Source organism: Gordonia oleivorans (assembly GCF_040044975.1).
Taxonomy (GTDB): domain Bacteria; phylum Actinomycetota; class Actinomycetes; order Mycobacteriales; family Mycobacteriaceae; genus Gordonia; species Gordonia oleivorans.
Genome location: NZ_JBDZDI010000014.1, coordinates 115,433 through 140,067 on the forward strand (window position 1 = coordinate 115,433; position 24,635 = coordinate 140,067).

Below are 24,635 nucleotides of genomic sequence, written 5' to 3' on the forward strand. Positions count from 1 at the left end.
GCGGCCGAACTACTTCGGTGGCATCCGGATGCCGCCGTCGACGCGGACGACCTCGGCGTTCATGTAGGAGTTGGTGACCAGTTCGACGACCATCGACGCGAGTTCGTCGGGCACGCCGAGACGCTTGGGGAACAGCACCGACTCACCGAGCTTGGCCTTGAATGCCTCGGAGGCCTCGCCCTCGCCGTAGATCGGGGTGTCGATCAGTCCGGGTGCGACGGTGTTGACGCGGATGCCCGCCGCCGACAGGTCACGGGCCACCGGCAGGGTCATGCCGACGACGCCGCCCTTGGAGGAGGAGTACGACGCCTGACCGATCTGACCGTCGAATGCGGCGACGCTGGCCATGTTGACGATGGCGCCACGCTCGCCGCTGTCCAGCGGCTCGTTGCGGCTCATCGCGGTGGCAGCCAGGCGGATGCAGTCGAAGGTGCCGATCAGATTGATGGCGATGACCTTCTTGTAGGCGTCGAGGTTGTGCGCCGAACCGAATTCGCCGTCCTTGCCGATGGTGCGCTGGGCCCAGCCGATACCGGCCGAGTTCACCAGGACGCGCAGCGGACCGAGTTCGGTGGCCTTGTTGACCGCGGCCTCGATCTGTTCGGTGTTGGTGACGTCGACGTTGACGAACGCGCCGCCGACTTCCTTGGCGAGAGCCTCACCCTTCTCCGCATTGAGGTCGGCAACGACCACCTTTGCGCCCTTAGCCGCCAGCTGGCGCACCGATGCGGCGCCGATGCCCGACGCCCCGCCCGTCACGATTGCACTTGCTCCGTTGATATCCACGACGACAGCCTACGACGCGGTGTGGTACGGGTAACACACCGGGCCCGAGCGAGCGGTCGGTCAGCCACCGTGTTGCGCGGTCAGTGGGCTCGGTGGCGTCGACACCGTGGTGCCGGTCGCGCCGATGTCCACCCAGCCGCCGGGATTCTGGCACCGCAATCGCGGCCCGGCCGTCGCGGTGCAGGTGGCCACGCCGACGGTCACCGACTGCCCCGGCAGGAGTTCGGCGATCGCGCCGGACCACATCGGCCATGCCGCGGCGTGCACCCCGGTGTCATCGATGTCGACCGTGGACGGATTGACCCCGGGAATCGCGCCGGGCGGCATGTGGCAGGTGAGGTTGCCCAGTTGCGCCGTGGCGACGTTGAGGCCGATTCCGCACGTCGCCACCCCACCCGCGCGAAGCAGAAACAGATTGCCGGTGCGGCCGAACTGTCCCGGATCGACGGGCGTCCCCTGCGCTCCCGGCGTCTGAGCGGCGGCACTGACCGGTGCGAACGCCGTCGACACCGGCCCCTCATCGCGAATCGCGTCACCGGTGACGGAGCAGCCGGCGAGGATCACGGTCACCGGCACGACGAGGGCGACCGCAAGGCGTGGAACCGAGACACGCGGAACACGTGTGGCCGGGACTTGTCTGGGGCGTTTCATCGATGCTGATCGTACGGTCGGGTCTCGTGCTGCGGCGCGTCGACGACCACATGTTCATCCGACCGGACGTCGACGGCGTCCACCACATCGCTGACAGCGCCCGCCACCTCACTGACAGCGCCCGCCTCGACGTTGACAGCGCTCACCTCGACGTTGACAGCGCTCGCGCACATGTTGGAAAGCGCCGTCAGTGAGGGATTGAGCGCTGTCAGCGTTCAACCGAGCGCTGTCAGTGGTGGGTGGCGCGCCCAGTCCACTCAGCTGACACACCGCACGATCGGTTCCGGGTCGTAACGCACGGTCCTGGTGTGCCGGCGGATCTCGGTGCCGGTGGCGGCGTCGGTGATGACGCGGGTGTTCGACGCGGTGAAACCGCGGCTACCGCTGCTGGCGATACAGTTGTCGTCGCCGGTGATGGTGCGGACCTCGGGCGAGGTGTAGTTGACGCGACTCCCCGTGATCGATTGCACGTCAACGGTTTTCGTTCCCCACATGCGAACGGTCACCGACGACGAGCTCCAACTGGTCTCGATGAGGACTCCGTGTCGCGAACGGTTGCCGATCACCAGGTCGATGGCGCCTTCGAAGACCGTCGCCTCGCGGGCCTCGGGGTAGCGGGAGATGTAGTAGGCGTGTTCGGTGTGGTCGACGTCGTCGAGGCCGGCGAAGTACGCCGCGTTGTAGAGGGTCGTCGCGAACTGGGAGATCCCTCCGCCGACGGCCCGGGACGCGCGGCCGTGATCGATGATCGTCGAGGTGACGTAGCCCTGCGCGGTTCCGCGGGGACCGGTGTACCCGTTGAGCGAGAAGTTCCGGCCCGGGAGGATCAGCGCGCCGTCGACCTCCTGGGCGACGAGCCGGATGTTCTCCCCCGATGCCGACGAGAATCCTCCGGTGGTGAACTCGCTGATCACCTCGGTGACGCCGAGGTCGCGGGCGGCGCGTGTGGTGAGGGCGGGTGGAAGCACCCGGTACGTCGCGTCGACGGTGCGCGGACCATCGCCGGTGATCATCCGCTCTATGGCAACGAACGTCGCCTCCCAGTCCAGGGCGTGACCGTCGCGCGCGGCGATCACCACCGGCGAACCGGTCGACAACGAGAACCTGGCATTCACCGGCCGGCTCTCGGAACGGGACAGGCCGGCCAGGATCGCGCGACCTCGTTCCCGGTCGAGGTGCGGGACGAGGCCACCGCGGCCATCGGGCCGGAACGTGAGCGCACTTGCGATCTGCGCGGGCGTGAGTCGCACGTTGATTCCGTCGCGACCTTCGACGACGAGGTCGTCGGCGACGGCAGTGCGCGCGGGGCCTGCGACGGTTGCAGTGACGACGTCGGCGGCGACGGTCGGGGCAAAGGGTTCCATCGGCAACTCGACGATCCCACCCTCGAGCCATTCCCGGGTGAGCACCGGACGCGCGGCGTCCCGGTCGACGCGTAGCCCGGCGGCGGGCATGTCCGCGATGGGTTGGGTGCCGTCGTAGTGCACGCCACCGTCGACGGCGGCCCGTTCGAGGCTGCCCTTCTGATCGTCGAGGGCCGCGTCGAAGAGGGCGGGATCGAGGCCCACCACCGGGTCGACGTCGCGGGAGAGTCCGAACAGCGCCGCAAGACGGGCGAAGGGATTACGGGGTTGGACCGAGAGCGCAGCGGCGGTGGCGTCGGCGTCGAAGGTCAGGCCGAGCGAGTCCGGCGCGACGGACGCTTCGCCGGAGGAGGTGCGGAGGGTGACCGGTTGCCGTGACAGCTCCGACAGTTCCGCGAGTTCGCTCGCCAACTGCGGCTGCGAGAGATTCCCGACGTCACGCTCGGCGATCGTCGCGCCGCGCGCCGTGTGACCGGAGGTGACGACGAGGTCGAGGGCGAGAACCAGCGATATGACTGCGGTCACACCGATCGCCACACGGATCCCGGCCCGTCGGTGGCGGCTCGACAACGGTCCCATCGCATCCACAGATACCGGACAACTCGGGCGACTGCGAATTTGCGGCGGTCCAGGACCGTACACGCGCCGAAAAACCGGGTGGCAGCAGTCAGAACCAGCAGTGTATGCGCCGCGCCGCGATGCAGGAGGAAGAGCGAGGAGCGAAGCGACGATGCGATGACGACGAAGAGCGGTGCAGGTGGGCGCGCACACACGCGTCGCCGGAGGCGGCGCAGAAAACAGAGTGTGTGCGCCGCGCCGCGATGCAGGAGGAAGAGCGAGGAGCGTAGCGACGATGCGATGACGACGAAGAGCGGTGCACAAGGGCGCACACACACGCGATTCGCGAAGCGATCGCAGAAAACACAAGTTCCGGTTGAGCTGTCGGGTCGGGGGTCTGACAGCTCAACCGGAACAACAGTTATATCTACGGCACTTTCGCCGGCGTTACAACATCAACCGCCGTTTTCCCCCAGGTTCATTTCGTCAGTTTTTTGTTGATGGTCGGGTTGAAGGTCAGCCTTCGATGATCGCGGTGACACCCTGGCCGCCGGCAGCGCAGATGGAGATGAGCGCACGGCCCCCGCCGTTCTCCTTGATCTGCTTCGCGGCCTGGGCGACGATGCGGCCACCGGTGGCGGCGAACGGATGTCCGGCGGCGAGCGACGAACCGTTGACGTTGAGCTTGCTGCGGTCGATCGGGCCGAGGGCCGAATCCAGGCCGAGGCGCTCCTTGCAGTACTCCTCGGACTCCCACGCCTGCAGCGTCGCGAGCACGACGGAGGCGAAGGCCTCATGGATCTCGTAGAAGTCGAAGTCCTGCAGGGTCAGTCCGTTGCGCTCGAGCAGTCGCGGTACCGCGTAGGTCGGCGCCATCAGCAGGCCGTCGGGCCCGTTGACGTAGTCGACGGCGGCGGTCTCGGAGTCTACGAAGTAGGCGAGAACGCCGATGCCCTTCTCCTGCGCCCACTCGTCGCTGGACAGCAGCACCGTCGACGCGCCGTCGGTGAGCGGGGTGGAGTTGCCCGCGGTCATGGTCGCGTCGCCGAGGGAGACACCGAAGACCGGCTTGAGCTTGGCGAGCTTCTCCACCGTCGAGTCGCCACGCAGGTTCGCGTCACGGGTCAGGCCGAGGAAGGGCGTGATCAGGTCGTCGAAGAACCCCGAGTCGTAGGCGGCGGCCATCTTCTGGTGGCTGGCGGCGGCCAGGGCGTCCTGGTCGGCGCGCTTGATGCCGAATTCCTTGGCGGTGATCGCCGCGTGCTCGCCCATCGACATGCCGGTGCGGGGTTCGCCGTTGCGCGGGATCTCGATGCCGAGCTTGGGCAGCACCTTGAGCACGCCGAGGATCTGTTCCTGCGTCGAGCGGGCGCGGTTCACCTCGAGCAGCTGGCGGCGCATGCCCTCGGAGATCCCGATGGGGGCGTCGGAGGTGGTGTCGACGCCACCGCCGACAGCGACGTCGTAGCGGCCGCGGGCAATGCCGTCGGCGACGGTGGTGATGGCCTGCAGGCCGGTGCCGCAGGCCTGCTGGATGTCAAAGGCCGGGGTGTACGGCGACAGCGCCGACCCGAGGACGCATTCGCGGATGAGATTGAAATCACGCGAGTGTTTGAGCACCGCTCCGCCGGCCACCATGCCGAGCCGTTCACCCTGCAGGCCGAATCGGCTGACCAGGCCGTCGAGGGCCGTGGTGAACATATCTTGGTTGCTGACCTTGGCGTACGTCTTGTCCTGGCGTGCGAACGGAATGCGGTTGCCGCCGAGGATCGCCACCGGACGCTCGGCACGGGTCTTGGGTGTGTAGGCCACGAGAGATCTCCCAGGTGTTGGTTGGTACCTATAGCGTATTCTTACTCCAGAGTAAGTTAGATGTCGAACGGCACTCCACTCCGAGCGTCCCCGATCACATCGAGCCATGCACACAGATCTGAAGGAGATTCACGTGGCGAACACCGGCCTGTACTCGAGCTTCGTTCACTCCGGACCCGGCGCGTTCATCGCCAAACAGGCGGGATTGCCCGTTCCGCCGGCACTTCGCCGGTACAAGGCCTCCGAGCCGCCGCTGCCCGGCCCAGTGCTGCTCGGCGGGCAGGGACGCCTGATCGAACCGCTCCGCGAACTGCTCGCGGACCCCGATTACACCCTGATCGAGAACGCCACCACCGGCCGCAGCGCCGACAAGTACGGCGCCCTGGTGTTCGACGCCACCGGCATCACCTCCCCCGCCGAACTCGAGCAGCTCTTCCAGTTCTTCCAGCCCGCGATGCGTTCGACCGCCGCCTGCGCCCGCTTCCTGGTCATCGGCACCACCCCGGAACTGATCACCGATCCCGACGAGCACGTCGCCCAGCGCGCCCTCGAGGGATTCACCCGCTCGCTCGGCAAGGAACTGCTCAAGGGCTCCACCGTGCAGCTGGTCTACGTCTCCCCCGACGCCAAGACCGGCCTCACCGGACTCGAGTCGACGCTGCGTTTCGTGCTGTCGGCGAAGTCGGCGTTCGTCGACGCCCAGGTGATCCGCGTCGGCGCGGCCGACTCCACCGCCCCGGCGAACTGGGACAGGCCCCTCGACGGCAAGGTGGCCGTGGTCACCGGTGCCGCCCGCGGTATCGGTGCGACGATCGCCGAGGTCCTCTCCCGCGACGGCGCCCACGTCATCTGCGCCGACATCCCCGCGGCCGGTGAGGCCCTCGCCCAGACCGCCAACAAGGTCGGCGGCACCTCGTTCCCGCTCGACGTCAGCGCCCCCGACGCCGGCGAGAAGCTGGCCGAGCACGCCCTGGAACGCCACGGCGGCATCGACATCATCGTCAACAACGCCGGCATCACCCGCGACAAGCTGCTCGCCAACATGGACGACGCCCGCTGGAATTCGGTGATCTCGGTCAATCTCATTGCGCCGCAACAGCTCGTCAATGCGCTGGTCGCCAAGAACGCGATCCGCGAGGGCGGTGCCGTCATCGACGTCTCCTCGATCGCCGGCATCGCGGGCAACCGTGGGCAGACCAACTACGGCGCCTCCAAGGCCGGCGTCATCGGCCTGGTCGATGCCTACAAGTCGATCCTCGGCGAGAAGGGCATCACCATCAACGCCGTCGCACCGGGCTTCATCGAGACCAAGATGACCGCGGCGATTCCTCTCGCCACCCGCGAGGCGGGCCGTCTGATGAGCTCGCTGCAGCAGGGTGGACAGACCGTCGACGTCGCCGAAACCGTTGCCTACTTTGCCAATCCGGCCAGCAACGCCATCACCGGCAACGTGGTGCGGGTGTGCGGCCAGGGCTTCCTGGGGGCGTGATGACCAAGACCATCACGTTACCTGCGGCGCCGTCGACCGCCGACATCTATTCCAAGGCCGTGACCGCGATGCTCCCGGTGATCGGGAAATCCGGGTCGGTACGTCCCGACACACCACTGCCCGATCGCCGCTACCGGCTCGAGAACGTCCGCGTCGACGCCGAGCGCCTGCTCGCCTACACGCGGGCCACCGGCCAGCAGTTCGGGCCGACCCTGCCGATCACCTACCCGTTCGTGCTGCAGTTCCCACTCGCCATGAAGATCATGACCGACGGCGACTTCCCGTTCGGCGCAGTCGGTTCGGTGCATCTGGAGAACAGCATCCACCGGCTGCGCCCGATCGGTATCGACGAGCCGCTCACCATCGAGAACCACGCGGAGAACCTGCGCGAGCATCGCAAAGGCCTTCTCGTCGACATGATCTCGGAGATCAGCGTCGGCTCCGAACTGGTGACCCGGCAGGACGCGACGTTCCTCAAGCAGCAGCGCACCAGCCTGTCCGACGAGCCACGTGGACCGGCACCCCGGGAGCAGGCGCCACCCCCGCCGGATGCGGTGCTGTCGGTGGATCTCGGCAAGATCCGCGAATACGCGGCCGCCTCCGGTGATCGCAACCCGATCCATATGGGCGATCTCACGGCCAAGGCGTTCGGGTTCCCGAAGGCGATCGCACACGGAATGTGGAGTGCCGCAGCCGCAGTCGCCAACGTGGAGGCACAGCTGCCCGACGAGGTCACCTATTCGGTGCGCTGGGGTAGGCCAATTCTGTTGCCCGCCAAGGTGAATCTCTATGTCCACCGCCTCGACGGCGCCGGCGCGGGCAGCGGACAGAGCCTGCCGGGCAACTTCGATCTGTCGATCCTCAACCGGCGCAAGGGATATCCACATCTGACCGCGACGACGCGGCACGAGTGAGGGGTCGCCGCGTGCCGACACACGGGAGGTGTCGGCACGCGGTGTTCACCCCCAGAAGCACTCGAGAGTCATGGGACACAATGAATTTTGACACCACACGCGGAACCCGGGGCCGCCGCCAACCGACCGGCCCGCTGTTCCGGCTGATGAATTTCGTAGTGGGCAAACGAATCCGGAAGACGGGCGAGCTCGGCGGCAGCAAGGCACTGATCCTGACCACCGTCGGCGCCAAGACCGGCAAGGAACGCACCAACCCGTTGAGCTGGTTCGACGACGGCAGCGGCGGGTGGCTGATCATCGCATCGGCCGCGGGCGCCACCGGAAACCCCGGCTGGTATCACAACATTCGGCGGAATCCGGACCGGATCCGCATCGAGGTCGACGGCCGCACCGTTGCGGTGGATGCCGAGCAACTCACCGGCGAGGAACGCGCACTCGCCTGGAAGGTCATCGGCGACAACCCGCGGTTCGCGGGCTATCAGGACAAGACCGACCGCGTGCTGCCGATCATCCGCCTCACCGAGAAGAACTGATCGGACTCACTGCAACGGTGTGTGCACGCCGACGCCCTTGAGGCCGCGCCAGGTGATGCCGACCAGCAGATCGGTGGCGGTCTCGAGGTCGACGTCGCCTTCACTCATCCGGTCGGCGACGGCCTCGCCCGCGCCGACCAGCGCGACGGCGGTGAGTTCGAAGTCGATGTCCTTGGCACCCTCGACGGTGGTACCGCGGCGGATCAGTTCGGCGACCATCTCGACGACCTGACGGCGACTGGTGCTGACCGTGTCGGCGAAGGTCGCGCTGCCGACGGCCACGCGGTAGAGGACGCGCCAGGATTCGCGGTGCTGGTCGACGAATCGGAGGAATTCGCGGACCACGGTGCGGGCCTGTTCGCTTTGCCGCAGCTTGGGGTCGAAGCCAGCGGACATCGCGTCGATGAAGCGTCCGGATTCGCGGGCGATACACGCACTGAACAGCTCTTCCTTGGAGCCGTAGTAGAGGTACAGCATCGGTTTGCTGATCTGCGCGTGCGCCGCGATGGAATCCATCGACGTGTCGCGATAACCGTTCTCCGCGAACACCGTCACCGCGGCGTCGAGCATCTGCTGTTCGCGTACCGCGCGTGGCAGCCGCTTGGTACCGCCGGCCATGCTGGTCACCCCTCACTTCGATCACACCACCCGAACGGCGGATCGAACCATCTTACCGCTCGGTAAGATCACGTGTGACCGGCATCCCGCTCTCGGGTGCCCAATTCCACAACCCGTAACAGCATAGGTGCATGCGGGTTGGGCACCGGGGGCACCCCGGCCGGCATCCGACCACGACGTCGGCCCGACGGCTTCTCAGCAGGTCAGCTGCCCCTTGGCCCGCAGGATCCGCACGACCGATGCGTTGACCTTCTGCTCGGGAAGACGTCCGGATTTCACCGCGGCCTCGAGGTGATCGAGCACGCTCGGAACCGCGTCGGTGGTGATCCAGAGCGCGATGTCGCCACCGGCCACGAGGAAACGTTGCACTGCGACATTGATCGGGAATTGCTGGTTGATGGCGCCCATGCCGGACAGGTCGTCGGAGAACACGACGCCGTTGAACGGCGGACCGCCGTAGGGCTGTCCGGTCCGCAGCATGCCGATCGCCTTGGCGCTCAGGCTCGCGGGGGTGTCACCCACCGTCAGTCCGGGAACGATGAGATGCCCCACCATCACTCCGGCGTTGCCCGGATTCTGCAGCAGCGTCTTGTACGGGACGAGGTCGCTGGTCTCGAGTTGCGACAGCGGCGGGGTGCGCACCACACCGAGGTGGGAGTCGCCGGAGCCGTGGCCGTGGCCGGGAAAGTGCTTGTACACCGGCATGATTCCGGCGGATTCGAGCCCTTCGGCGAAGGCCTGACCGTAGGTCGTCACCGTCTCCGGATCATTGGAGAACGAACGATCGCCGATCACCTCGTCGTCGCTCTCGTCGCTGACATCGACGTCGGGGGCGAAGTCGACGGTGATGCCCTTCGCCTTGAGCTGGCGACCGATCCGGGCGGCGAGCTCTCGGACCTGCTCGGGGGTCTGCGACGCGGCGAGCTCGCGCGCCGAGGGCGAGTCGATGCCGAGTGACGACAGCCGCGACACCCGGCCACCCTCCTGGTCGACGGTGACCATCAGCGGGATCCGCGATGCGTCGTTGATCCGTTTCAGGTTGGCCGGGTTGGTGAGGATCGACTTGTCGGTCCAGCTGCCGATGAAGATGCCGCCGACGGGCTCGTTGGACACCAGTGAGTAGGCGTCCTCGGTGCCGGTCACGCCGACGACGATCGACTGGCCGAGTTTCTGACGCAGCGTCATCCCGGCGACGATGTCGGATCCGCATCCGACGGGGACGATCGAGGTGGGCGCCGCGGACGCCGAACTCGACGAGTACGCCGACGACGACTCGGTCGCGGTCGTCGAGGACGAGCCGGCGGCGGTCGAATCGGAGTCGGTGTCACATGCGGCGATCGTCATCCCGGCGGTCGCGGTGACGGCGAGCAGGCACATCAACTCGCGAAAGCGGCGAACACGACGTCGGTGAGGTCGTTGACCAGAGCCCATGGCACGAGTCTGGCATGTACGCTTGGCCCATGGACGCGCGGTCCATTTCCGACGGCCACGGCCCCGCCGATTCCGGCACGGGCCGGCCCGACGAGAGCGCCGAGGCCGCCACCTCACCGCCCGCCACATCCCAATCGGTGATGATCGCCTTCGACGGCGGCGCCAATTCCGAGCGGGCGATCTCCTATGCGGGACATTTCCTCAAGGCCTCGGTGGCGCACGTCGTCACCGCGTGGCAGCCGGGAACCCTCAATCCGGCCCGTCTGTCGAGCCTGTCGGCCGGTATTCAGCCGTTCGTCGACACCACGCCGCTGGAGATGGATGTCGACGACGCGGTGCGGGACGAGGCCGCGCGGGTCAACGCTCTCGGGGTGGAGATGGCCCGGCGGGCGGGACTCGAGGCACACGGAACCCTCGTCGAGGTCGAGTCCACCGTGTGGGGCGCGCTCGTGTCGGCGGCCGACACCCTCGACGTGGACCTGCTGGTCACCGGCACCCGCGGCGACTCGGGCCTCAAGGCGTTGCTGCGTTCGAGTGTCGCAGGGCGTGTTCTGAAGCATTGTCATCGGCCGGTGTTCGTGGTGCCCGCCACCTGCGACAAGCAACCGCCAGTGATGCCCTGACTGGTACGCGGCCGTCGAATATCCGCGGAGCGATCGCCAACAAGCACCGTGTGTGCGCCGCGCCGCGATGCAGGAGGAAGCAGCCAGCGAGCGAAGCGAGCGGCGCTGCTGACGACGAAGAGCGGTGCAGGTGGGCGCACACACGCCGCGTCGCCGGAGGCGGCGCCAATAGCAGAGCGCCATTGAACACTGGTACTTTCGTGATCATGCGCAATAACCGCCTGGCCGCCGGAGCGATCTCCGTGGGAGTGGCCGTCGCCGGCATTCTGGTCGGTTTGGGTGCGGTGTTCCTCGGTGGGTTGTTGGCGGCGGAGACGAGTCCGTCGACGGATCTGAACAACGTCAACCCGAATAGTGGTTTTGTGCAGGGTTCGGTGGATTACGGATCCCGGGGTGGCGCCGGCGCCAATCAGTGAGTGGTAGCCGATCGCGGTGGGTGACCGGTTGGGGCGTCGTGGGATCGGTGTGGCCGCGGTGGTGGCCCTGCTGTTCTCGTTTCTGCAGTCGCCGGGTCTGATTGCGGCCGACACCAAACTCGATCTCACTGCCGATCCGCTGGGCTTTCTGGGCCGTGCGACTCATCTGTGGACGCCGCAGGCCCCGATGGGTCAGGTGCAGAATCAGGCGTACGGCTATTTCTTCCCGCATGGCGCGTTCTTCGCTCTCGGTGATCTGGCGCATCTGCCGCCGTGGGTGACGCAGCGTCTGTGGTGGGCGTTGCTGCTGGTCGTCGGCTTTGTCGGGGTGGTTCGGCTGGCCGAGGCGATCGGGGTGGGTTCGTCGGCGTCCCGGGTGCTGGCCGGGGTGATCTTCGTGCTGAGTCCGCGGGTGCTGACGACGTTGGGGTCGATCTCGTCGGAGACGTTGCCGATGATGCTCGCGCCGTGGGTGCTGGTCCCGGTGATCCGCGCGCTGGACCATCGGGATGGTGTGCCGGTGTGGCGGCATGCCGTGGTGTCGGCGGTGGCGGCGGCGTTGATGGGGGCGGTCAACGCGGTGGCGACGCTCGCCGCCGTGGGCGTGGCGGTGGTGTGGTTCTGTTTGTGTGCGCGCACCGATGTCCGCCGATGGGCGCGGTTCGGCACTGCGTGGGCGCTGGCGTGCGTGTGCGCCTGCGCGTGGTGGATCGTGCCGTTGCTGATCCTGTCGCGGGTGTCACCGCCGTTCCTCGACTTCATCGAGTCGTCACGGGTGACCACCGAGTGGACGTCGCTGACCGAGGTGTTGCGGGGGACGAGTTCGTGGACGCCGTTCGTCTCCGATGAGCGGGTGGCCGGCGCGGTGCTGGTGACGCAGCCGGCCGCGGTGCTGGCCACGGGTACCCTCGCGGCCGCCGGGCTGGCCGGATTGTGCATGCGGCACATGCCGTTTCGACGTCGCTGGGTGATCGTGCTCGGTATCGGCCTGGTGCTGATGTGTGCGGGATACGCCGGTGGACTCGGTTCCCCGATCGCGGAGCCTGTGCGGGTCTTCCTCGACGGCCCCGGAGCCTTCCTGCGCAACATCCACAAGTTCGAGCCGTTCGTGCGTCTGCCGCTGGTGCTGGGTGTCGCGCATCTGCTGGCGCGGGTTCCGTTGCCGGGAGCGGTCGGGGTGCGGGAGTCGTTGTCGGCGTTCGCGAATCCGCAGCGTTCGAAGGCGGTGGCCGCCGCGGTGGCCGTCGTGGTCGCGCTGATCGGCGCCGGTTCGCTGATGTGGACCGGCAGCCTCGCACCGGAGGGCGCCTACCGGGCGATTCCGAACTATTGGCAGCAGACGGCGACCTGGCTGGAGGAGCACGGTGCGTCCGCGGACGGCACCGACCGGCGGGCGTTGGTGGTGCCGGGCGCTCCGTCGGCCGATCAGCTGTGGGGCCTGACCCGTGATGAGCCGATTCAGCCGCTGGCGCAGACGCCGTGGGCGGTGCGGGACGCGATTCCGTTGACGCCGCCGGGTGCCATCCGGGCCCTCGATTCGGTGCAGCGCGATCTCGCCGACGGGCGTGCCTCACCGGGGTTGGCGGCGACACTGGCCGGGCAGGGCATCGCCTACGTGGTGTTGCGCGCCGACCTGAATCCGGACACGTCGCGGTCGGCGCGGCCGCTGCTCGCACGCCACGCCCTCGACGGTTCGCCGGGTCTGGCGCGCGCGGCGGAGTTCGGGCCGATGGTGAGTCCGCCGACGGTCGACGGCGTGGTGCGCGACGGCGGCCTGCTGCCGCCGATGCGGGCGATCACGATCTACCAGGTCACCCCGATCACCGGCACCGGCCCGACGCTGACCGACACCGACGCGATGCCACGGATCGCCGGAGGACCGGAATCGATTGCGGTGCTGAATGATCTGCGCGCCCGTCTGGGTGAGGCACCGTTGGGTCCGGTGCTGTTGGAGGCCGATGCCGAACGGGCCGGTGTGCCGCGTGGCCCGGTGATCATCACCGACACTCCCGCCGATCGCGAGGTCGACTTCGGCCGCGTCGACGATCACAGTTCGGCCATTCGTGCCGCGGGTGATCCGCGTCGGACCCAGAACGCCGCGCCCGACTACCCGGTGGACGGGCAGCCGCTGACCCGCGGGCAGTGGCTTTTCGACAATCAACCGGATCAGGTGCGGGTGACGACGTCGTCGTCGGCCGCCGACGCCACCCAGCCGGGTCGGACGTCACCGGCCAGTTCCGCGGCCGCCGCCTTCGACTCCGACGCCGGGACCGCCTGGGTGTCGGGTGGTTTGACGTCGGCGGTCGGCCAGTGGATGCGACTCGATTTCGCCACTGCGCGAACCGATCTCGCGCTGCGCATCACCACCGCGAAGGCGCTCGGCCCGGATGTGACGTCGGTGGTGGTGACCACCGAGTCCGGCTCCACGGTCGCCTCGGGGCTGGAACCGGGCGAGGAGGTGACGGTCACCGCACCGAGCGGCCCCACCCGGTGGGTGCAGATCCGTGCGGCCTCGACCGATGACGGCACTGCCGGCAACCAGTTCGCACTCGGTGAGGTCGGCGTCCTCGATCTGGCCTCCGGCCTGCCGCATTCTATCCGGCACCGGGTGGTGCTGCCGGAGGTTCCGGCCGACACGGATGTCACGGGTTGGCTTCTCACACAGGAACTCCCGGGACGGTCGGCATGCGTGGCACAGGACCGCGAGGATGCGACACACCTGGTGCGGTGCTCGCCGGACCTGGGTGTGTCCCCGGAGACACCGGCCGTGCTGACGCGGGCACTGTCGGTGCCGAATCCGGTCGATGTGGCGCCGGTGATGGTGCTGCGTCCCCGGCCGGGTAACGCCCTGGACGCGCTGCTCACAGCGGCCGGCACCATCCGGGCGTCGGGGGCCTCCGAGGTCAACGATCCGCGGGGTTCGGCGCAGGCCGCCGTCGACGGCGATCCGGGTACCGTGTGGACCGCCGCGGAACCCGAGAAGAAACGTGATCGACCCACCCTCACCCTCACTCTTCCTGCCCCGCAGGATGTTTCGTCGCTGCGCATCGTGCGACCCGCCGATTATCCGGCGGCGCCGACGGAGATCACGGTGGATCTCGGTACCGGCCCGCAGCGGGTCCGGGTCGGCGCCGACGGCGTGGTGCGGCTGCGCCCGGCGGTCACCGACCGTATCTCGATCCGCATCGAGAAACGCACCGACATCCTCGACGTCAACAGCCTCGGGTTCTCGAGCCCGGCACCGGTCGGCATCGCCGAGGTCGAGATCAATCCCGGTGCTGCCTTGATGAATTCGACCGCTACCAACCGGCCGATCGACATCGGCTGCGACGCCGGCGTCGGGATCACGGTGTCGGGCCAGGTGATTCCGATGTCGGTGCACACCACTGCCGCCGCGCTGCGTGCCGGCGACCCGGTGATCGCCCGACCGTGCGCCCAGACGCCGGTGCGCCTGGGTTCCGGTGAACAGGAGCTCTCCGCCAACCCGGGGGCGGCGTTCTCGGTGGCGACCGTGTGGCTCGGCCGCTCGGCCACCACGCCTGCCCGATCGGGGCAGCGGCCCGAGGTCACCGAACCCGAGGTGACCCAGTGGCAGGCGACGGCACGGTCGATCGTGCTGAATTCCGCGTCCACTCAACGTGTTCTGCGGGTGCCGGAGAGCACCAATCCGGGCTGGGTGGCTCAGCTCGACGGTCGGACACTCACACCGATCGTCGTCGACGGCTGGCAGCAGGGTTGGATCGTGCCGGCCGGCGCGTCGGGTACCGTCACCCTGTCGTTCCGCTACGACAGCCTGTACCGGTGGTCTCTGGTCGTCGGATTCGCGCTGCTGGCAGCACTTCTGGTGGTCGCGATGGTGTGGCGACGGCGTGGCGATCCGTCGGCGCGCGATGCGACCGCGGATATCGCAGGGGATGCGGCAATGCCGGGCACCTGGCCGGCCGCAGTACTCGGTGCGCTGAGTTGGCTTGGTGCGTCCTGGATTCTGGCCGGGTGGTGGGGTGTGCTGGTCGCCGCCCTCGCCGAGGTGGTCGTCGTGCTCACGCGTCCCGGTGCGGTGGTCGGCGGCACCGTCGTCGCGATGATGGCCGCCACCGTCGGATTGGCTTCGGGCCCATGGCATTCACCCACCGGCTATCACGGTTTCGGGTGGTGGGTTCAGCTGCCGGCGTTGGTCGCGGTGTCGTTGGTGATGGCCTCCGCGGTGGTCTCGGCCGTACCCGCCGACGCCCGCGTCGATTCGATCGGTGCTCGTCTGCGGGCACTCTCGCGGCGGCGCAACCAGTCTCGGGCGGGTTCTTCGACGAAGGCGTAGCTGACGGCCGAGATCCCGACCGACAGCACCACGGTGAGGCACCAGACCAGGAGGGTGTCGCCGGAGAACGGCACGATGCCGAACAGCCCGAACACCACCGCGAGCACCGCCACGTGCCAGATGAAGATGCCGTAGGACCAGCGTCCCAACGCCAGCATCATCGGTGCGGTCAGGAATCGGAAGCGTCGACGCACCGCCGGCGTGCGCCCCGACGGGGCCTCACACACCAACGGTGCGAGGATCGCGAATCCGCACGCCGCCCCCAGGACCATCTTGACGGCGAACTGCCACGGCGCGAGATCACCGAGGCCGGTCGGCCCGGCCAGCGGCGTGCACGCCAGCCCGTAGGCCACCACCAGCAACGCCAGCATCAGGATGCGCCGCGATCCGAGTGCACTGATCCGGCGGGACAGCCCCGTCGTGCCGCCGAGGTCGTCGGCGCCGGTGACCTCGGCCAGGATCAGCCCGGCGGCGAACCACGGCAGGTGCCCGATCACCCAGTTGGTGGGTTCCACCCCGTCGGGCAGCGCCAGCGCCTCGACCGCCCACGCCCAGCCGAGGCTCAGCAGCCCCAGGGCGCACAGGACCGGCAGGCGCGCGCCACTGCGGCGGCCGCGCAGCCGCATCAGTGCCAGACCGAGGATCGGCAGCAGCAGATAAAAACTCACCTCCACCGACAGACTCCACATCTGCGTCATCCCGGCGGTCAACGACAGCGGCACGTACACCTGGGTGAGGGTGAGGTTGGCCAGCCACACCGTGAGGTCGGCGCCGCGGGCCTCGGGCAGCAACGTCAGCACCACGATCACGACGACCACATATGCGGGCCAGATGCGGACGACGCGGTGGCGGAGGTAGCGGCGCACCGACGGGGTGAGCGCGGCGCCGTGTGCGGCGGCGACCCAGTTGCGCCACAGCAGGAAACCCGAGAGGGCGAAGAACAACGCCACCGCGAGGTCGAGGCGACCGAGGATCGGACCGATCACCGGCAGGCGCACCGCGCCGGTCTGAAATGCGACGTGGGTGGTCAGCACACCCAGCGCGGCGACGGCCCGCATCCCCTCGAGTTGCGGGAAGAACCGTCGGTATTCGGGGGCGGCGACGGCGGTCACGGTCTCCGCACCGGCGCCGGCACCGTCGTGGACCCGGGCACCGTCAGACATCGCACCAGGTTACCGGCGGCGACCGGCGATCCGTATCTCCCGGCCCCGGGCCTCATCAGTACCCTCGCCGGTATGTCGTCGACGCCATCACCCGACCCGTCGACGACGGCCGAGGACCACGCCGAACGGGCGGTGCACCCGGCGGGTTCGCACCGATGGTCGACCCGTGATCTGATCGGGCCCACCCTCATCTTCGTCGGCGGATTCCTGCTCGCGGCGGCGATCGCCTTGCCCACGCTACTGGTCGGGCAGCTCCGGCAGATCCCGCTGTCCACCGACATCACCACCGTCGCCACCAGCGTCCCCGCCGCCGACGCGCCGGCGGGCGGTGACGGCCCCGTCCCGTCGGCGACGATCCTCGATCGGTGTTCGCTCAACACGCCGACGGCCCGCACGCTGGATGCGACGCTGGTCCGTCAGCAACGCGTGGTCGCGGTGCAGCCGTCGGACCGGGACGTCGTGACGCTGCAGGCGGGGACATCGGTGCAGGCCGACCGCATCTGGCTGGACGGCCGAATCACCGACGCCGACGCCGCACGTGCCGGCTCCGAGCAGGCCCCGGCACAGGGGCGCCCGGCGTGTACCGATCCGACGCTGTCGGCGATCCGGGATCGTGTGACGCTCGACCGGCGCTCCGCCCAGCCGGATCAGGGCAGCTCGGAGGTCCAGTACGACAGCACCGCCGCCCCGGTCGCCACCCCCGACCGGCACGGATACACGTATGTGCTGCCCTTCGGGGTGAGTGACACCGCAGGCACCTTCTTCGACCCGACCACCCGACGATCGGTGCCGCTGACCGCGCAGGGCGAGACCCAGGTCTCAGGCCGCAGCGCGACCCGCTTCGTCGCCGACGTCGACGACACCGACCTCGACGCCGTGCACGCCGGCCTGCCCGACGGCATCCCGGCCACCCGGATCACGCGCCCGGCGTCGTGGTTCGGTGTCGGCGGGGATCCCGCGCGAGAACTCACCGCCACGCTGCATCAGACGTCGCGGTGGGAACTGGCCGTCGACGACGCGACCGGCATCATCCTGGACCAGCGGATCACCGTCGATCAGGCCTATCGCCTCACCGACCCCGCTCTCGCCGACTTCCGGTTGACCAATCTGAGCGCGACGTTCGCCTACGACCGCGACACCCGCGACCGGCTCGCCGATCTCGCGGGTGATCTCGGGACGCCCGTGGTGATCTGGGGTCGCGTCGTCCCGATCGCGGCCGGTGTCCTCGGGGTCGTGGCGATGATCGGTGGGATCGTGCTGTTCGTTCGGCGCTGACGCGAGGTCACTGCCGGCTGCGGTGTTCCGGCCGGGTGACGAACCGGCCGGTCACCGCCACGGCCACCGTCACCGTCACCGCGGCGGTGAGAACCAGCGCCGGGACCGACTGCACGACGGTGAGGATGACCACGGCCTCGATCAGCACCGCCGCCCAGGTGAGCAGCGCGACGCGGGTGCGGTCGGCGGCGATCGCGGAGAGCAGCAGCACCTGCAGGATCGCCATCGCCGAACCGGTGTAGGCGAACAACCAGAGGAGCGGGACCAGCGGGCGGTAGGCGTCGCCGATGACGATCGGCACGAGCGGCCCGACCGCGCCGGCGCCGATGGTCAGGGCGGCGCCGATCACCGCGACGACGGCGACCGCGTGCCGCAGCGATTCCCGCGAACGGGCCGGGTCGGCCAACCGCGGATAGAACACGACGCCGATGGCCTGCGGCAGCCAGAAGGCGGCCTTGGTGGCCACCGCACCCAGCGCGTACACGCCGGCGTCGTCGGCGCTCAGCACGGTCCCGGACAGCAGCAGATCCACCGACATCGCCACCACGAGCACCAGTTGCACCTGCGAGGCACGCAGCACCCCGGCCACGTCGGCATCGGTGCGGATCGGTGGCGCCACCTCTCGGTGGCCTCCGATGTCCCCGACCGGGCCGCCCGCCCATCGGACCGCCGACCAGATCAGCGCCGCCGCGGCGAGGGCGCCGAGGGTTCCGGCGAGCAGTCCGGCGAGCGGTGATCCGCCGAGGGCGAAGGTCACCAACGTCGGCACCGACCGGAGCAGACCGACGGCGCCGAGCACCCAGGCCAGCGCCCGGAACTCGCCTCGTCCCTGCAGAACGCCCTGACCTGCGGCGATGATGACCAGGACGGGGGCGGTGGCCAGGGCGGCGGCGGTCGCGGCGGTGTCCGTGTGCGCGAGGGCGGCGACGACCGGCACGCCGATCGCCGCCAGCACGGCCACACATCCGGCCGTCCGCCAGGTCAGGGACCGCAGCGCTGTCGGGAACTCCCCGACGGCGTGCCCCGTGGGTCCTCGACGTACGACGTCACGCGCGATCACCGCCTGCAACGCCAGCGCGGGCACACCGAGAACCAGCATCGCCGAGAGGAGTCGCGCGAACTGTCCGTAGTCGCCGGGCGTCAGCCACCGGCCGGCACCGAGGTAGACGACGTAGGCGGCGGCGTTGGCGACCATCGATCCGACGGCCACCCAGCCGAGTGCGCCCACGACGCCCGACCCGGCCGCCGCACGGGCCGAGAGGCCACGCACCCGGGACGGACTCACCATGCAGAACAGTGTGCCCGACGGGAACCGGCGCCCCGCGGCACATGTGAAACGATGGTGGGCGATCATTGCGCAGTTCCAAGACCCGAAGGCGACGAGTAGCCACGATGTACGACCAGCAGAACACCTCCGCGGAGACCGACCCGAGCGACATCGGTTCACGTATCGATCCCGTTCTCGCCCGCAGTTGGCTACTGGTCAACGGCGCCCAGTACGAGCGCTTCGCGCCGGCCGCCCGCTCGCGCGCCGACATCGTCGTCCTCGACATCGAGGATGCCGTCGCCCCGAAGGACAAACTGGCCGCCCGGGAGAACGTGGTGCGCTGGCTTGGCGAGACCTCCGACGATCATCCCGGCGGTGCCGGTGACTGGGTGCGCATCAACGGTTTCGGCACCCCGTGGTGGGCCGACGACCTCGACGCGTTGGCGCCGACCTCGATCGGTGGGGTGATGCTCGCGATGGTCGAGTCCGTCGACCACGTCACCGAGACCGCCAAACGCCTGCCGAATGTGCCGATCGTCGCGCTGGTGGAGACCGCTCGCGGGCTGGAGCGGATCAGCGAGATCGCCACGGCCAAGGGCACCTTCCGGCTCGCGTTCGGCATCGGCGACTTCCGTCGTGACACCGGTTTCGGTGGCAGTCCCCTGACGCTGGCGTACGCCCGGTCCCGATTCACCATCGCCGCCAAGGCCGCTCATCTGCCGAGCGCGATCGACGGGCCGACGGTCGGGTCGGGCGCACTGAAGTTGACCGAGGCCACCGCGGTCAGCGTCGAGTTCGGCATGACCGGCAAGATCTGCCTGACGCCCGATCAGTGCGCCCCTGTCAACGAGGGTTTGTCACCCTCGCCGGATGACATCAGTTGGGCGCGTGAGTTCTTCGAGGATTTCGAGAAGTCGGGCGGCGAGATCCGCAACGGGTCGGATCTGCCGCGCATCGCTCGTGCCACCAAGATCCTGGAACTCGCCCGCGCCTATGCGGTGACCGAATCCGACTATGTGGTCGATCCCGGCCACGCGGCGGCCCCGTCGGACACCTATCACTACTGAGCGTCCGAATCGTCTGTCGTCGTGACGGATACCGCGGTCCAGACGAGGTCCGTGGCACGTCCGCGGTCGCTGCCCTGGCTGTATCTGGTGGGCGTCGTGGCAGCCGTGACGATCCTCGGGCCCGCGCTGGGCCCGGGGTATCTGCTGTATCGGGATGCGGTGTCGACCACGCGGTCGTTCGTCACCGACGCCGCGCTCGGCATCGGTGATCTGGCACCGCGTGCGGTTCCGCAGGATTGGTTTGTGGCGCTGGCGAGTTCGGTCGTCGATGGTGGGCTCGTGGTGCGTCTTGTCCTGTTCGGCGCATTGGTGGCCGCGGCGGTCGGTTACGGTCGGCTGGCGCTGCGGTTGGTGCCCGCGGCCGGGCGTTCCGGCGCCGTCGCGGCGGCGATCATCGGGGTGTGGAATCCCTTTGTCGCCGAACGTCTTCTCCAGGGGCACTGGTCGCTGCTGGCCGGATATGCGGCGTTGGGCTGGCTGGTCGTGGCCGCCCTCGACGTCGCGGACCGCCCGCGTTCGACGACGCGGTGGCTCCAATTCGGTGGGTTGCTGGCGGCGGCCGGGCTGACACCGACCGGGTCGGTGCTGGCGGTGATCGTCGTGATCGTCACCGCCGTCGCGACGCGACCCCGACTCCTGCCCGGGTATCTGGTGCTGTGGTGCTGTTCGGCGTTGCCGTGGCTGGTGGCGACGGCCGTCGGCGGTGCGAGCGTGGATTCGGATGGCGCGCTGGGGGTTCGAGCCTTCGGACTACGTTCGGAACCCTTTCTCGGACCGGTCGGCACGGCCCTGGGGCTGGGTGGAATCTGGAATGCCGACGCGGTGCCGACGAGTCGGACGATGTGGTGGGCCGCGGTGGCCACGGCGTGTCTGCTCGTGGTGATCGTGGTGGGGTCGGTGGTGTTGTGGCGGGGTCGTGCCGTCATGGCTGCCCGGGATCGGAGCCTGGTGACCGCGTTGGGTGGGTTGGCCGCGGTCGTGGTGATCGTGGTGTCGGTGACCGCCGTCGGGCCCGGTCGGGACGCATTCGGCTGGGTGGTGGGCGCCGTCCCCGGCGGCGGGCTGCTGCGGGACAGCCAGAAGCTCCTCGCATTGACGGTGCCGTTTCTCGCGGTGGCGTGCGCGGCCACGGTGCGTGGTCTCCGGCGTTATGTGCCTGCGGGTTTCGCATTCGCGGCGGTGGGTCTGCTGGTGGTGGCGCCGCTCCCCGATCTCGCCTGGGGCGTCGGTGGTCGGGTGACGCCGGTGACGTATCCGGCGGACTGGTCGGCGGTGGCGGCGATCGTCGGACCCGACGACGGCGCGGTCGCGCTGTGGCCGCCGGGAACGGTGCGGCACTATCCGTATGCCGATGGGGCGTCGCTGGATCCGGCCTCCCGGATGCTGCGTGCACCGGTCGTCGAATCCGGAGAGTTGCGGGTCGACGGCAGGGTGATCGACCCGCAGACCCCGGCGGCGGGCGAGGTGGAGTCGGCGTTGCGGTCGGGTGACGTCGATCGCCTCCGATCCCTGGGGGTCGGCTGGGTCCTGGTGGAACACAACCTGTCCGGCGATCCGTTGCCACCCGCAGTCGAGTTGATGACGCCGACGTTCCGCGGGGATGCCCTCACCCTTTTCCGGATCGAGGGAGCGCACTCGCCGAGTGCGTCGAAGGCGGCGCGGGTGGCGGCCTGGTCGGCGCACCTGATGTGGGCGGCCATGCTGATCGGCGGGGCCGTGGCGGTCGCGTATTCGACGGTCAGCGGGATCCGCGCGCAGCGTCGAGGACGCTGACCATTCCATCGCAGGTCTTCTGCCAGGAATAGCCCTGCGCCTTGGCCGCGGCCGCGGCTCCCAGCCTGCGTGCCAGATCCGGGTCGTCGACGAGTTTGCGTGTGGCGGAGATCAGTTCGTCGACGCCGTCCACCAGTAGTCCGGTCAGCCCGTCGTCGACCGATTCGGCGAGCCCGCCGGCGGCGCGGTAGCCGATGGTGGGCGTGTGATGTTGGGCGGCCTCGATCACGGCCAGTCCCCAGCCCTCCTTGGCCGAAGGCATCAGGTGCACCGCCGATCGGGCGAGCAGTCGGTGCTTCTCGGGGTCGTCGACGTGCCCGTGGAAGGTCACCGCGTCGGCGATGCCGAGCTCGGATACCTTCTCGCGCAGACGATCCGACCACCAGCCGTCGCCGATGACGTCGAGGCGCAGGTCGGGATGTTCGCGACGCAACGCGGCGACGACGATCAGCGCGTCCTCCACCTGCTTGTGCGGGACGAGTCTGCTCAGCACGCAGAGGCGGGCTGGATTCGGTGCCGCGACGTCGGCGTACTCCTCCGGGATCGGGTCGATCCCGTTGTGGACAACCGAGATTCGGTGACGGTCGACGCCGAGCGCGACGAGCTCATCGGCCGACGGCGTCGACACGGTGACGTAGCGGTTGCGTCGGTGCACTCGTGGCGAGAGCACGGATTCGATGAACCAGCCGAGCCGGCCGAGCAGCCGTCCGGCGACCGGCCACTGCTCACGATGGCAGTGATGCACCAGCGTCACGGTGGGAGCCGCACCGACGACGGAGGCGAAGAACGGCACGCCGTTCTGGGTGTCGACGATGACATCGGGCGCGTCGTCGCCGAGGGGACCACGACCCAGGCGGCCCGTGAGCAGGATCGCCATGACGCGCGGGTAGACGGAGATGCGGCCCCCGACCCGGAGGAATCGCATGCCGTCGCACCACTCCTCGCGGGCCGCCCCCGGATACGACGCGGTCAGGTAGGTGACCCGGTGACCTCGCCGGACGAGTTCGGCACCCACGTGCTCGAGGTAGGTCTCGCTGCCGCCGCCCTGCGGGTGGCGTGTATCGCGCCAGCAGAGCAGCAAGACGTGGGTGGGTGTGGTCATCGTGTTTCCACGGTACCGGTTCCTGCAGGTCGAGTGCGCCGGTAGCATCTCTGCGCGTGCCCCGGCAGACCCGACGACCCCGCTCCGTCCCGGCCATGCGCACGCTCGCGACCCTGCGCCGCGCCGCCGGTCTGCTGAACGACTTCCGGTTCGAGCAGAGCGACCCGGCCCGTTTCTACGGCTCCCTGGCACGTGACACCGCGGACATGGTCGAGGCGCTGACCCCAGACGGGCTCGACGGAGCGGTGATCCTCGACGTGGGCGGCGGACCCGGGTACTTCGCGGACGCCTTCGACTCCCGCGGCGCCCACTACCTCGCCGTCGAACCCGACCCGACGGAGATGCACGCCGGCGGCCTCGAGCACCGCGGAACCGTGCGGGCGTCCGGGCAGCGTCTCCCGTTCGCGGATGGGTCGATGGACGTGACCCTCTCCTCGAATGTCGTCGAACACACCTCCGCCCCCTGGGAGATGTGCGACGAGATGGTGCGGGTGACGCGCCCCGGCGGCATCGTGATCGTCAGCTACACCCTGTGGTGGGGCCCGTTCGGCGGCCACGAGATGGGTCTGACACACTACGCCGGTGGTCACCGCGCCGCGCGCTGGTACACCCGACGCCACGGCCATCCACCCAAGAACCTCTACGGCACTTCACTGTTCGCGGTCACCGCAACCCAGGGTCTGCGTTGGGCCGAGTCCCGCTCGGACACCACAACACTGATCGCCGCGTTTCCCCGGTACCTGCCGTCCTGGATGTGGTGGGTTCTTCGCGTCCCGGCCCTGCGAGAAGTCCTCTCCACGAATCTCGTGGTGGTACTGCAGAAGCGGTAGGCTCGCGGGTTCCCGAAACCCGTTGACAGCGCTCTGCATTCCGTTGACAGCGCCCCGCTCTGCGTTGACAGCGCTTTGGATTCCGTTGACAGCGCTCTCCTCGTCACTGACAGCGCTCTGTATTCCGTTGACAGCGCTCGTATTACGGTCGAGTCGGCCCCATCCCGCCGGTCGAGCCGACTTCTTCCCGCCGGTCGAGCCGACCCGGAGCGCAAGCGGAGGGTCGTGTCCGCCGGGCCGAGCTTGTCGAGGTCGAGACCAGGTGACATGACGCTGGAACCGTCACCACCACAACACCTCCCGCGAAAGCGACGCCCCATACCACACCCCACCGACAAGAAAACTCCGCCGACAACAAGTTATCCACAGACGAAAAGTTATGCACAGCAACAGGATTGGAGAAATCGGGCCTTGCGCCGACCGCCAACGAGGCGTACTGTGGTGTACATGACATCGGGGGAACTTGACATCACCATCGACTTGTTGTCGGAGCTCGACTACACCAACGGCAGCCTCACCCGTGAAGACGCAAAGTACGCTCTTCACGCGATCCTGCTCATCCGCAACCTCGTCGATCACCATGCCAGCATCCTTGTCGGACAATGTGATCACCTCGGCGTGGCGGAGAACGAGGGTCGCAAGCTTCAG

General features: G+C 68.7%; 20 protein-coding genes and 2 pseudogenes. 12 read left to right on the forward strand and 10 right to left on the reverse strand.

Features of this window, described 5'->3' with window-relative positions; translation table 11 throughout:
- Positions 1 to 9: 9 nt before the first annotated feature.
- The 5 genes from ABLE92_RS18340 to ABLE92_RS18360 form a co-directional block, all read right to left on the reverse strand.
- Entirely contained in the window at positions 10 to 786 is a 777-nt protein-coding gene (locus tag ABLE92_RS18340) for an SDR family NAD(P)-dependent oxidoreductase (RefSeq protein ID WP_348806197.1), read from the reverse strand.
- A 60-nt stretch (positions 787 to 846) separates the two neighbouring features.
- Positions 847 to 1,437 carry a hypothetical protein gene (locus ABLE92_RS18345; RefSeq protein ID WP_348806198.1) on the reverse strand — a complete coding sequence of 197 codons (591 nt, stop codon included), beginning with the start codon at positions 1,435 to 1,437 and terminating at the stop codon, positions 847 to 849.
- Entirely contained in the window at positions 1,434 to 1,610 is a 177-nt protein-coding gene (locus ABLE92_RS18350) for a hypothetical protein (RefSeq protein WP_348806199.1), read from the reverse strand. The genes ABLE92_RS18345 and ABLE92_RS18350 overlap by 4 nt, the downstream gene beginning before the upstream one ends.
- An 84-nt stretch (positions 1,611 to 1,694) precedes the next feature.
- Entirely contained in the window at positions 1,695 to 3,380 is a 1,686-nt protein-coding gene (locus ABLE92_RS18355; protein ID WP_348806200.1) for a VanW family protein, read from the reverse strand.
- A 495-nt stretch (positions 3,381 to 3,875) separates the two neighbouring features.
- Positions 3,876 to 5,171: an acetyl-CoA C-acetyltransferase gene (locus tag ABLE92_RS18360; RefSeq protein ID WP_348806201.1), complete on the reverse strand. Its 1,296-nt coding sequence runs from the start codon at positions 5,169 to 5,171 to the stop codon at positions 3,876 to 3,878.
- Between the two features lie 106 nt (positions 5,172 to 5,277).
- Between ABLE92_RS18360 and ABLE92_RS18365 the strand changes: the two genes are divergently transcribed.
- The 3 genes from ABLE92_RS18365 to ABLE92_RS18375 all read left to right on the forward strand — a co-directional run bounded on the left by ABLE92_RS18365 (position 5,278) and on the right by ABLE92_RS18375 (position 8,107).
- The gene (locus ABLE92_RS18365) at positions 5,278 to 6,660 is read left to right on the forward strand and encodes a 3-oxoacyl-ACP reductase (protein WP_348806202.1); all 1,383 of its coding nucleotides are present in this window, start codon (positions 5,278 to 5,280) and stop codon (positions 6,658 to 6,660) included.
- Positions 6,660 to 7,574: a MaoC family dehydratase gene (locus tag ABLE92_RS18370; RefSeq protein ID WP_348806203.1), complete on the forward strand. Its 915-nt coding sequence runs from the start codon at positions 6,660 to 6,662 to the stop codon at positions 7,572 to 7,574. The genes ABLE92_RS18365 and ABLE92_RS18370 overlap by 1 nt, the downstream gene beginning before the upstream one ends.
- A gap of 80 nt (positions 7,575 to 7,654) precedes the next feature.
- Complete coding sequence (locus ABLE92_RS18375; protein WP_348806205.1) at positions 7,655 to 8,107, forward strand: nitroreductase family deazaflavin-dependent oxidoreductase; 453 nt, start codon at positions 7,655 to 7,657, stop codon at positions 8,105 to 8,107.
- 6 nt (positions 8,108 to 8,113) lie between these two features.
- Here ABLE92_RS18375 and ABLE92_RS18380 read toward each other — a convergent pair whose 3' ends face one another.
- Together ABLE92_RS18380 and ABLE92_RS18385 are read right to left on the reverse strand one after the other, a co-directional pair.
- Complete coding sequence (locus ABLE92_RS18380; RefSeq protein ID WP_348806206.1) at positions 8,114 to 8,725, reverse strand: TetR/AcrR family transcriptional regulator; 612 nt, start codon at positions 8,723 to 8,725, stop codon at positions 8,114 to 8,116.
- A 195-nt stretch (positions 8,726 to 8,920) separates the two neighbouring features.
- On the reverse strand, positions 8,921 to 9,910 hold the full coding sequence (locus tag ABLE92_RS18385) for a glycoside hydrolase family 3 N-terminal domain-containing protein (protein WP_425476153.1): 990 nt from the start codon (positions 9,908 to 9,910) through the stop codon (positions 8,921 to 8,923).
- A 10-nt stretch (positions 9,911 to 9,920) separates the two neighbouring features.
- Here ABLE92_RS18385 and ABLE92_RS26205 point away from each other — a divergent pair, with 10 nt between their 5' ends.
- The 4 genes and pseudogenes from ABLE92_RS26205 to ABLE92_RS26210 all read left to right on the forward strand — a co-directional run.
- Positions 9,921 to 10,136 (forward strand): hypothetical protein, encoded by a 216-nt coding sequence (locus ABLE92_RS26205; RefSeq protein WP_496560821.1) that lies wholly within the window; start codon positions 9,921 to 9,923, stop codon positions 10,134 to 10,136.
- A 49-nt stretch (positions 10,137 to 10,185) separates the two neighbouring features.
- The gene (locus tag ABLE92_RS18390) at positions 10,186 to 10,779 is read left to right on the forward strand and encodes a universal stress protein (RefSeq protein WP_348806208.1); all 594 of its coding nucleotides are present in this window, start codon (positions 10,186 to 10,188) and stop codon (positions 10,777 to 10,779) included.
- Positions 10,780 to 10,985: 206 nt separating this feature from the next.
- Entirely contained in the window at positions 10,986 to 11,195 is a 210-nt protein-coding gene (locus ABLE92_RS18395) for a DUF2613 domain-containing protein (RefSeq protein WP_348806209.1), read from the forward strand.
- A gap of 61 nt (positions 11,196 to 11,256) precedes the next feature.
- Positions 11,257 to 14,409: pseudogene (locus ABLE92_RS26210) on the forward strand (alpha-(1->3)-arabinofuranosyltransferase); the annotation flags it as partial.
- Between the two features lie 944 nt (positions 14,410 to 15,353).
- Here the strand turns inward: ABLE92_RS26210 and ABLE92_RS18405 are convergent.
- Positions 15,354 to 16,673 (reverse strand): acyltransferase family protein, encoded by a 1,320-nt coding sequence (locus ABLE92_RS18405; protein WP_425476155.1) that lies wholly within the window; start codon positions 16,671 to 16,673, stop codon positions 15,354 to 15,356.
- 72 nt (positions 16,674 to 16,745) lie between these two features.
- On the opposite strand from ABLE92_RS18405, the gene pgfA reads away from it, so the two are divergent.
- Positions 16,746 to 17,948, forward strand: a complete 1,203-nt coding sequence (pgfA, locus tag ABLE92_RS18410) for a cell envelope lipid trafficking protein PgfA (protein ID WP_348806210.1) — start codon at positions 16,746 to 16,748, stop codon at positions 17,946 to 17,948.
- 7 nt (positions 17,949 to 17,955) lie between these two features.
- On the opposite strand, the gene ABLE92_RS18415 is transcribed toward pgfA, so the two are convergent.
- Positions 17,956 to 19,236 (reverse strand): lipopolysaccharide biosynthesis protein, encoded by a 1,281-nt coding sequence (locus ABLE92_RS18415; RefSeq protein ID WP_348806211.1) that lies wholly within the window; start codon positions 19,234 to 19,236, stop codon positions 17,956 to 17,958.
- Between the two features lie 104 nt (positions 19,237 to 19,340).
- Here ABLE92_RS18415 and ABLE92_RS18420 point away from each other — a divergent pair, with 104 nt between their 5' ends.
- Positions 19,341 to 20,282 (forward strand): HpcH/HpaI aldolase/citrate lyase family protein, encoded by a 942-nt coding sequence (locus ABLE92_RS18420; protein WP_348806212.1) that lies wholly within the window; start codon positions 19,341 to 19,343, stop codon positions 20,280 to 20,282.
- Positions 20,283 to 20,333: 51 nt separating this feature from the next.
- Positions 20,334 to 22,055 carry an MmpA family trehalose lipid delivery protein gene (locus ABLE92_RS18425; RefSeq protein ID WP_348806213.1) on the forward strand — a complete coding sequence of 574 codons (1,722 nt, stop codon included), beginning with the start codon at positions 20,334 to 20,336 and terminating at the stop codon, positions 22,053 to 22,055.
- On the opposite strand, the gene ABLE92_RS18430 is transcribed toward ABLE92_RS18425, so the two are convergent.
- A complete protein-coding gene (locus ABLE92_RS18430; RefSeq protein WP_348806214.1) occupies positions 22,021 to 23,157 on the reverse strand; it encodes a glycosyltransferase family 4 protein in 1,137 nt (378 codons plus the stop codon). The genes ABLE92_RS18425 and ABLE92_RS18430 overlap by 35 nt on opposite strands.
- 95 nt (positions 23,158 to 23,252) lie before the next feature.
- Here ABLE92_RS18430 and ABLE92_RS18435 point away from each other — a divergent pair, with 95 nt between their 5' ends.
- A complete protein-coding gene (locus ABLE92_RS18435; RefSeq protein WP_348806222.1) occupies positions 23,253 to 23,987 on the forward strand; it encodes a class I SAM-dependent methyltransferase in 735 nt (244 codons plus the stop codon).
- 447 nt (positions 23,988 to 24,434) lie between these two features.
- Positions 24,435 to 24,635, forward strand: a pseudogene (locus ABLE92_RS18440) (hypothetical protein); the annotation flags it as partial.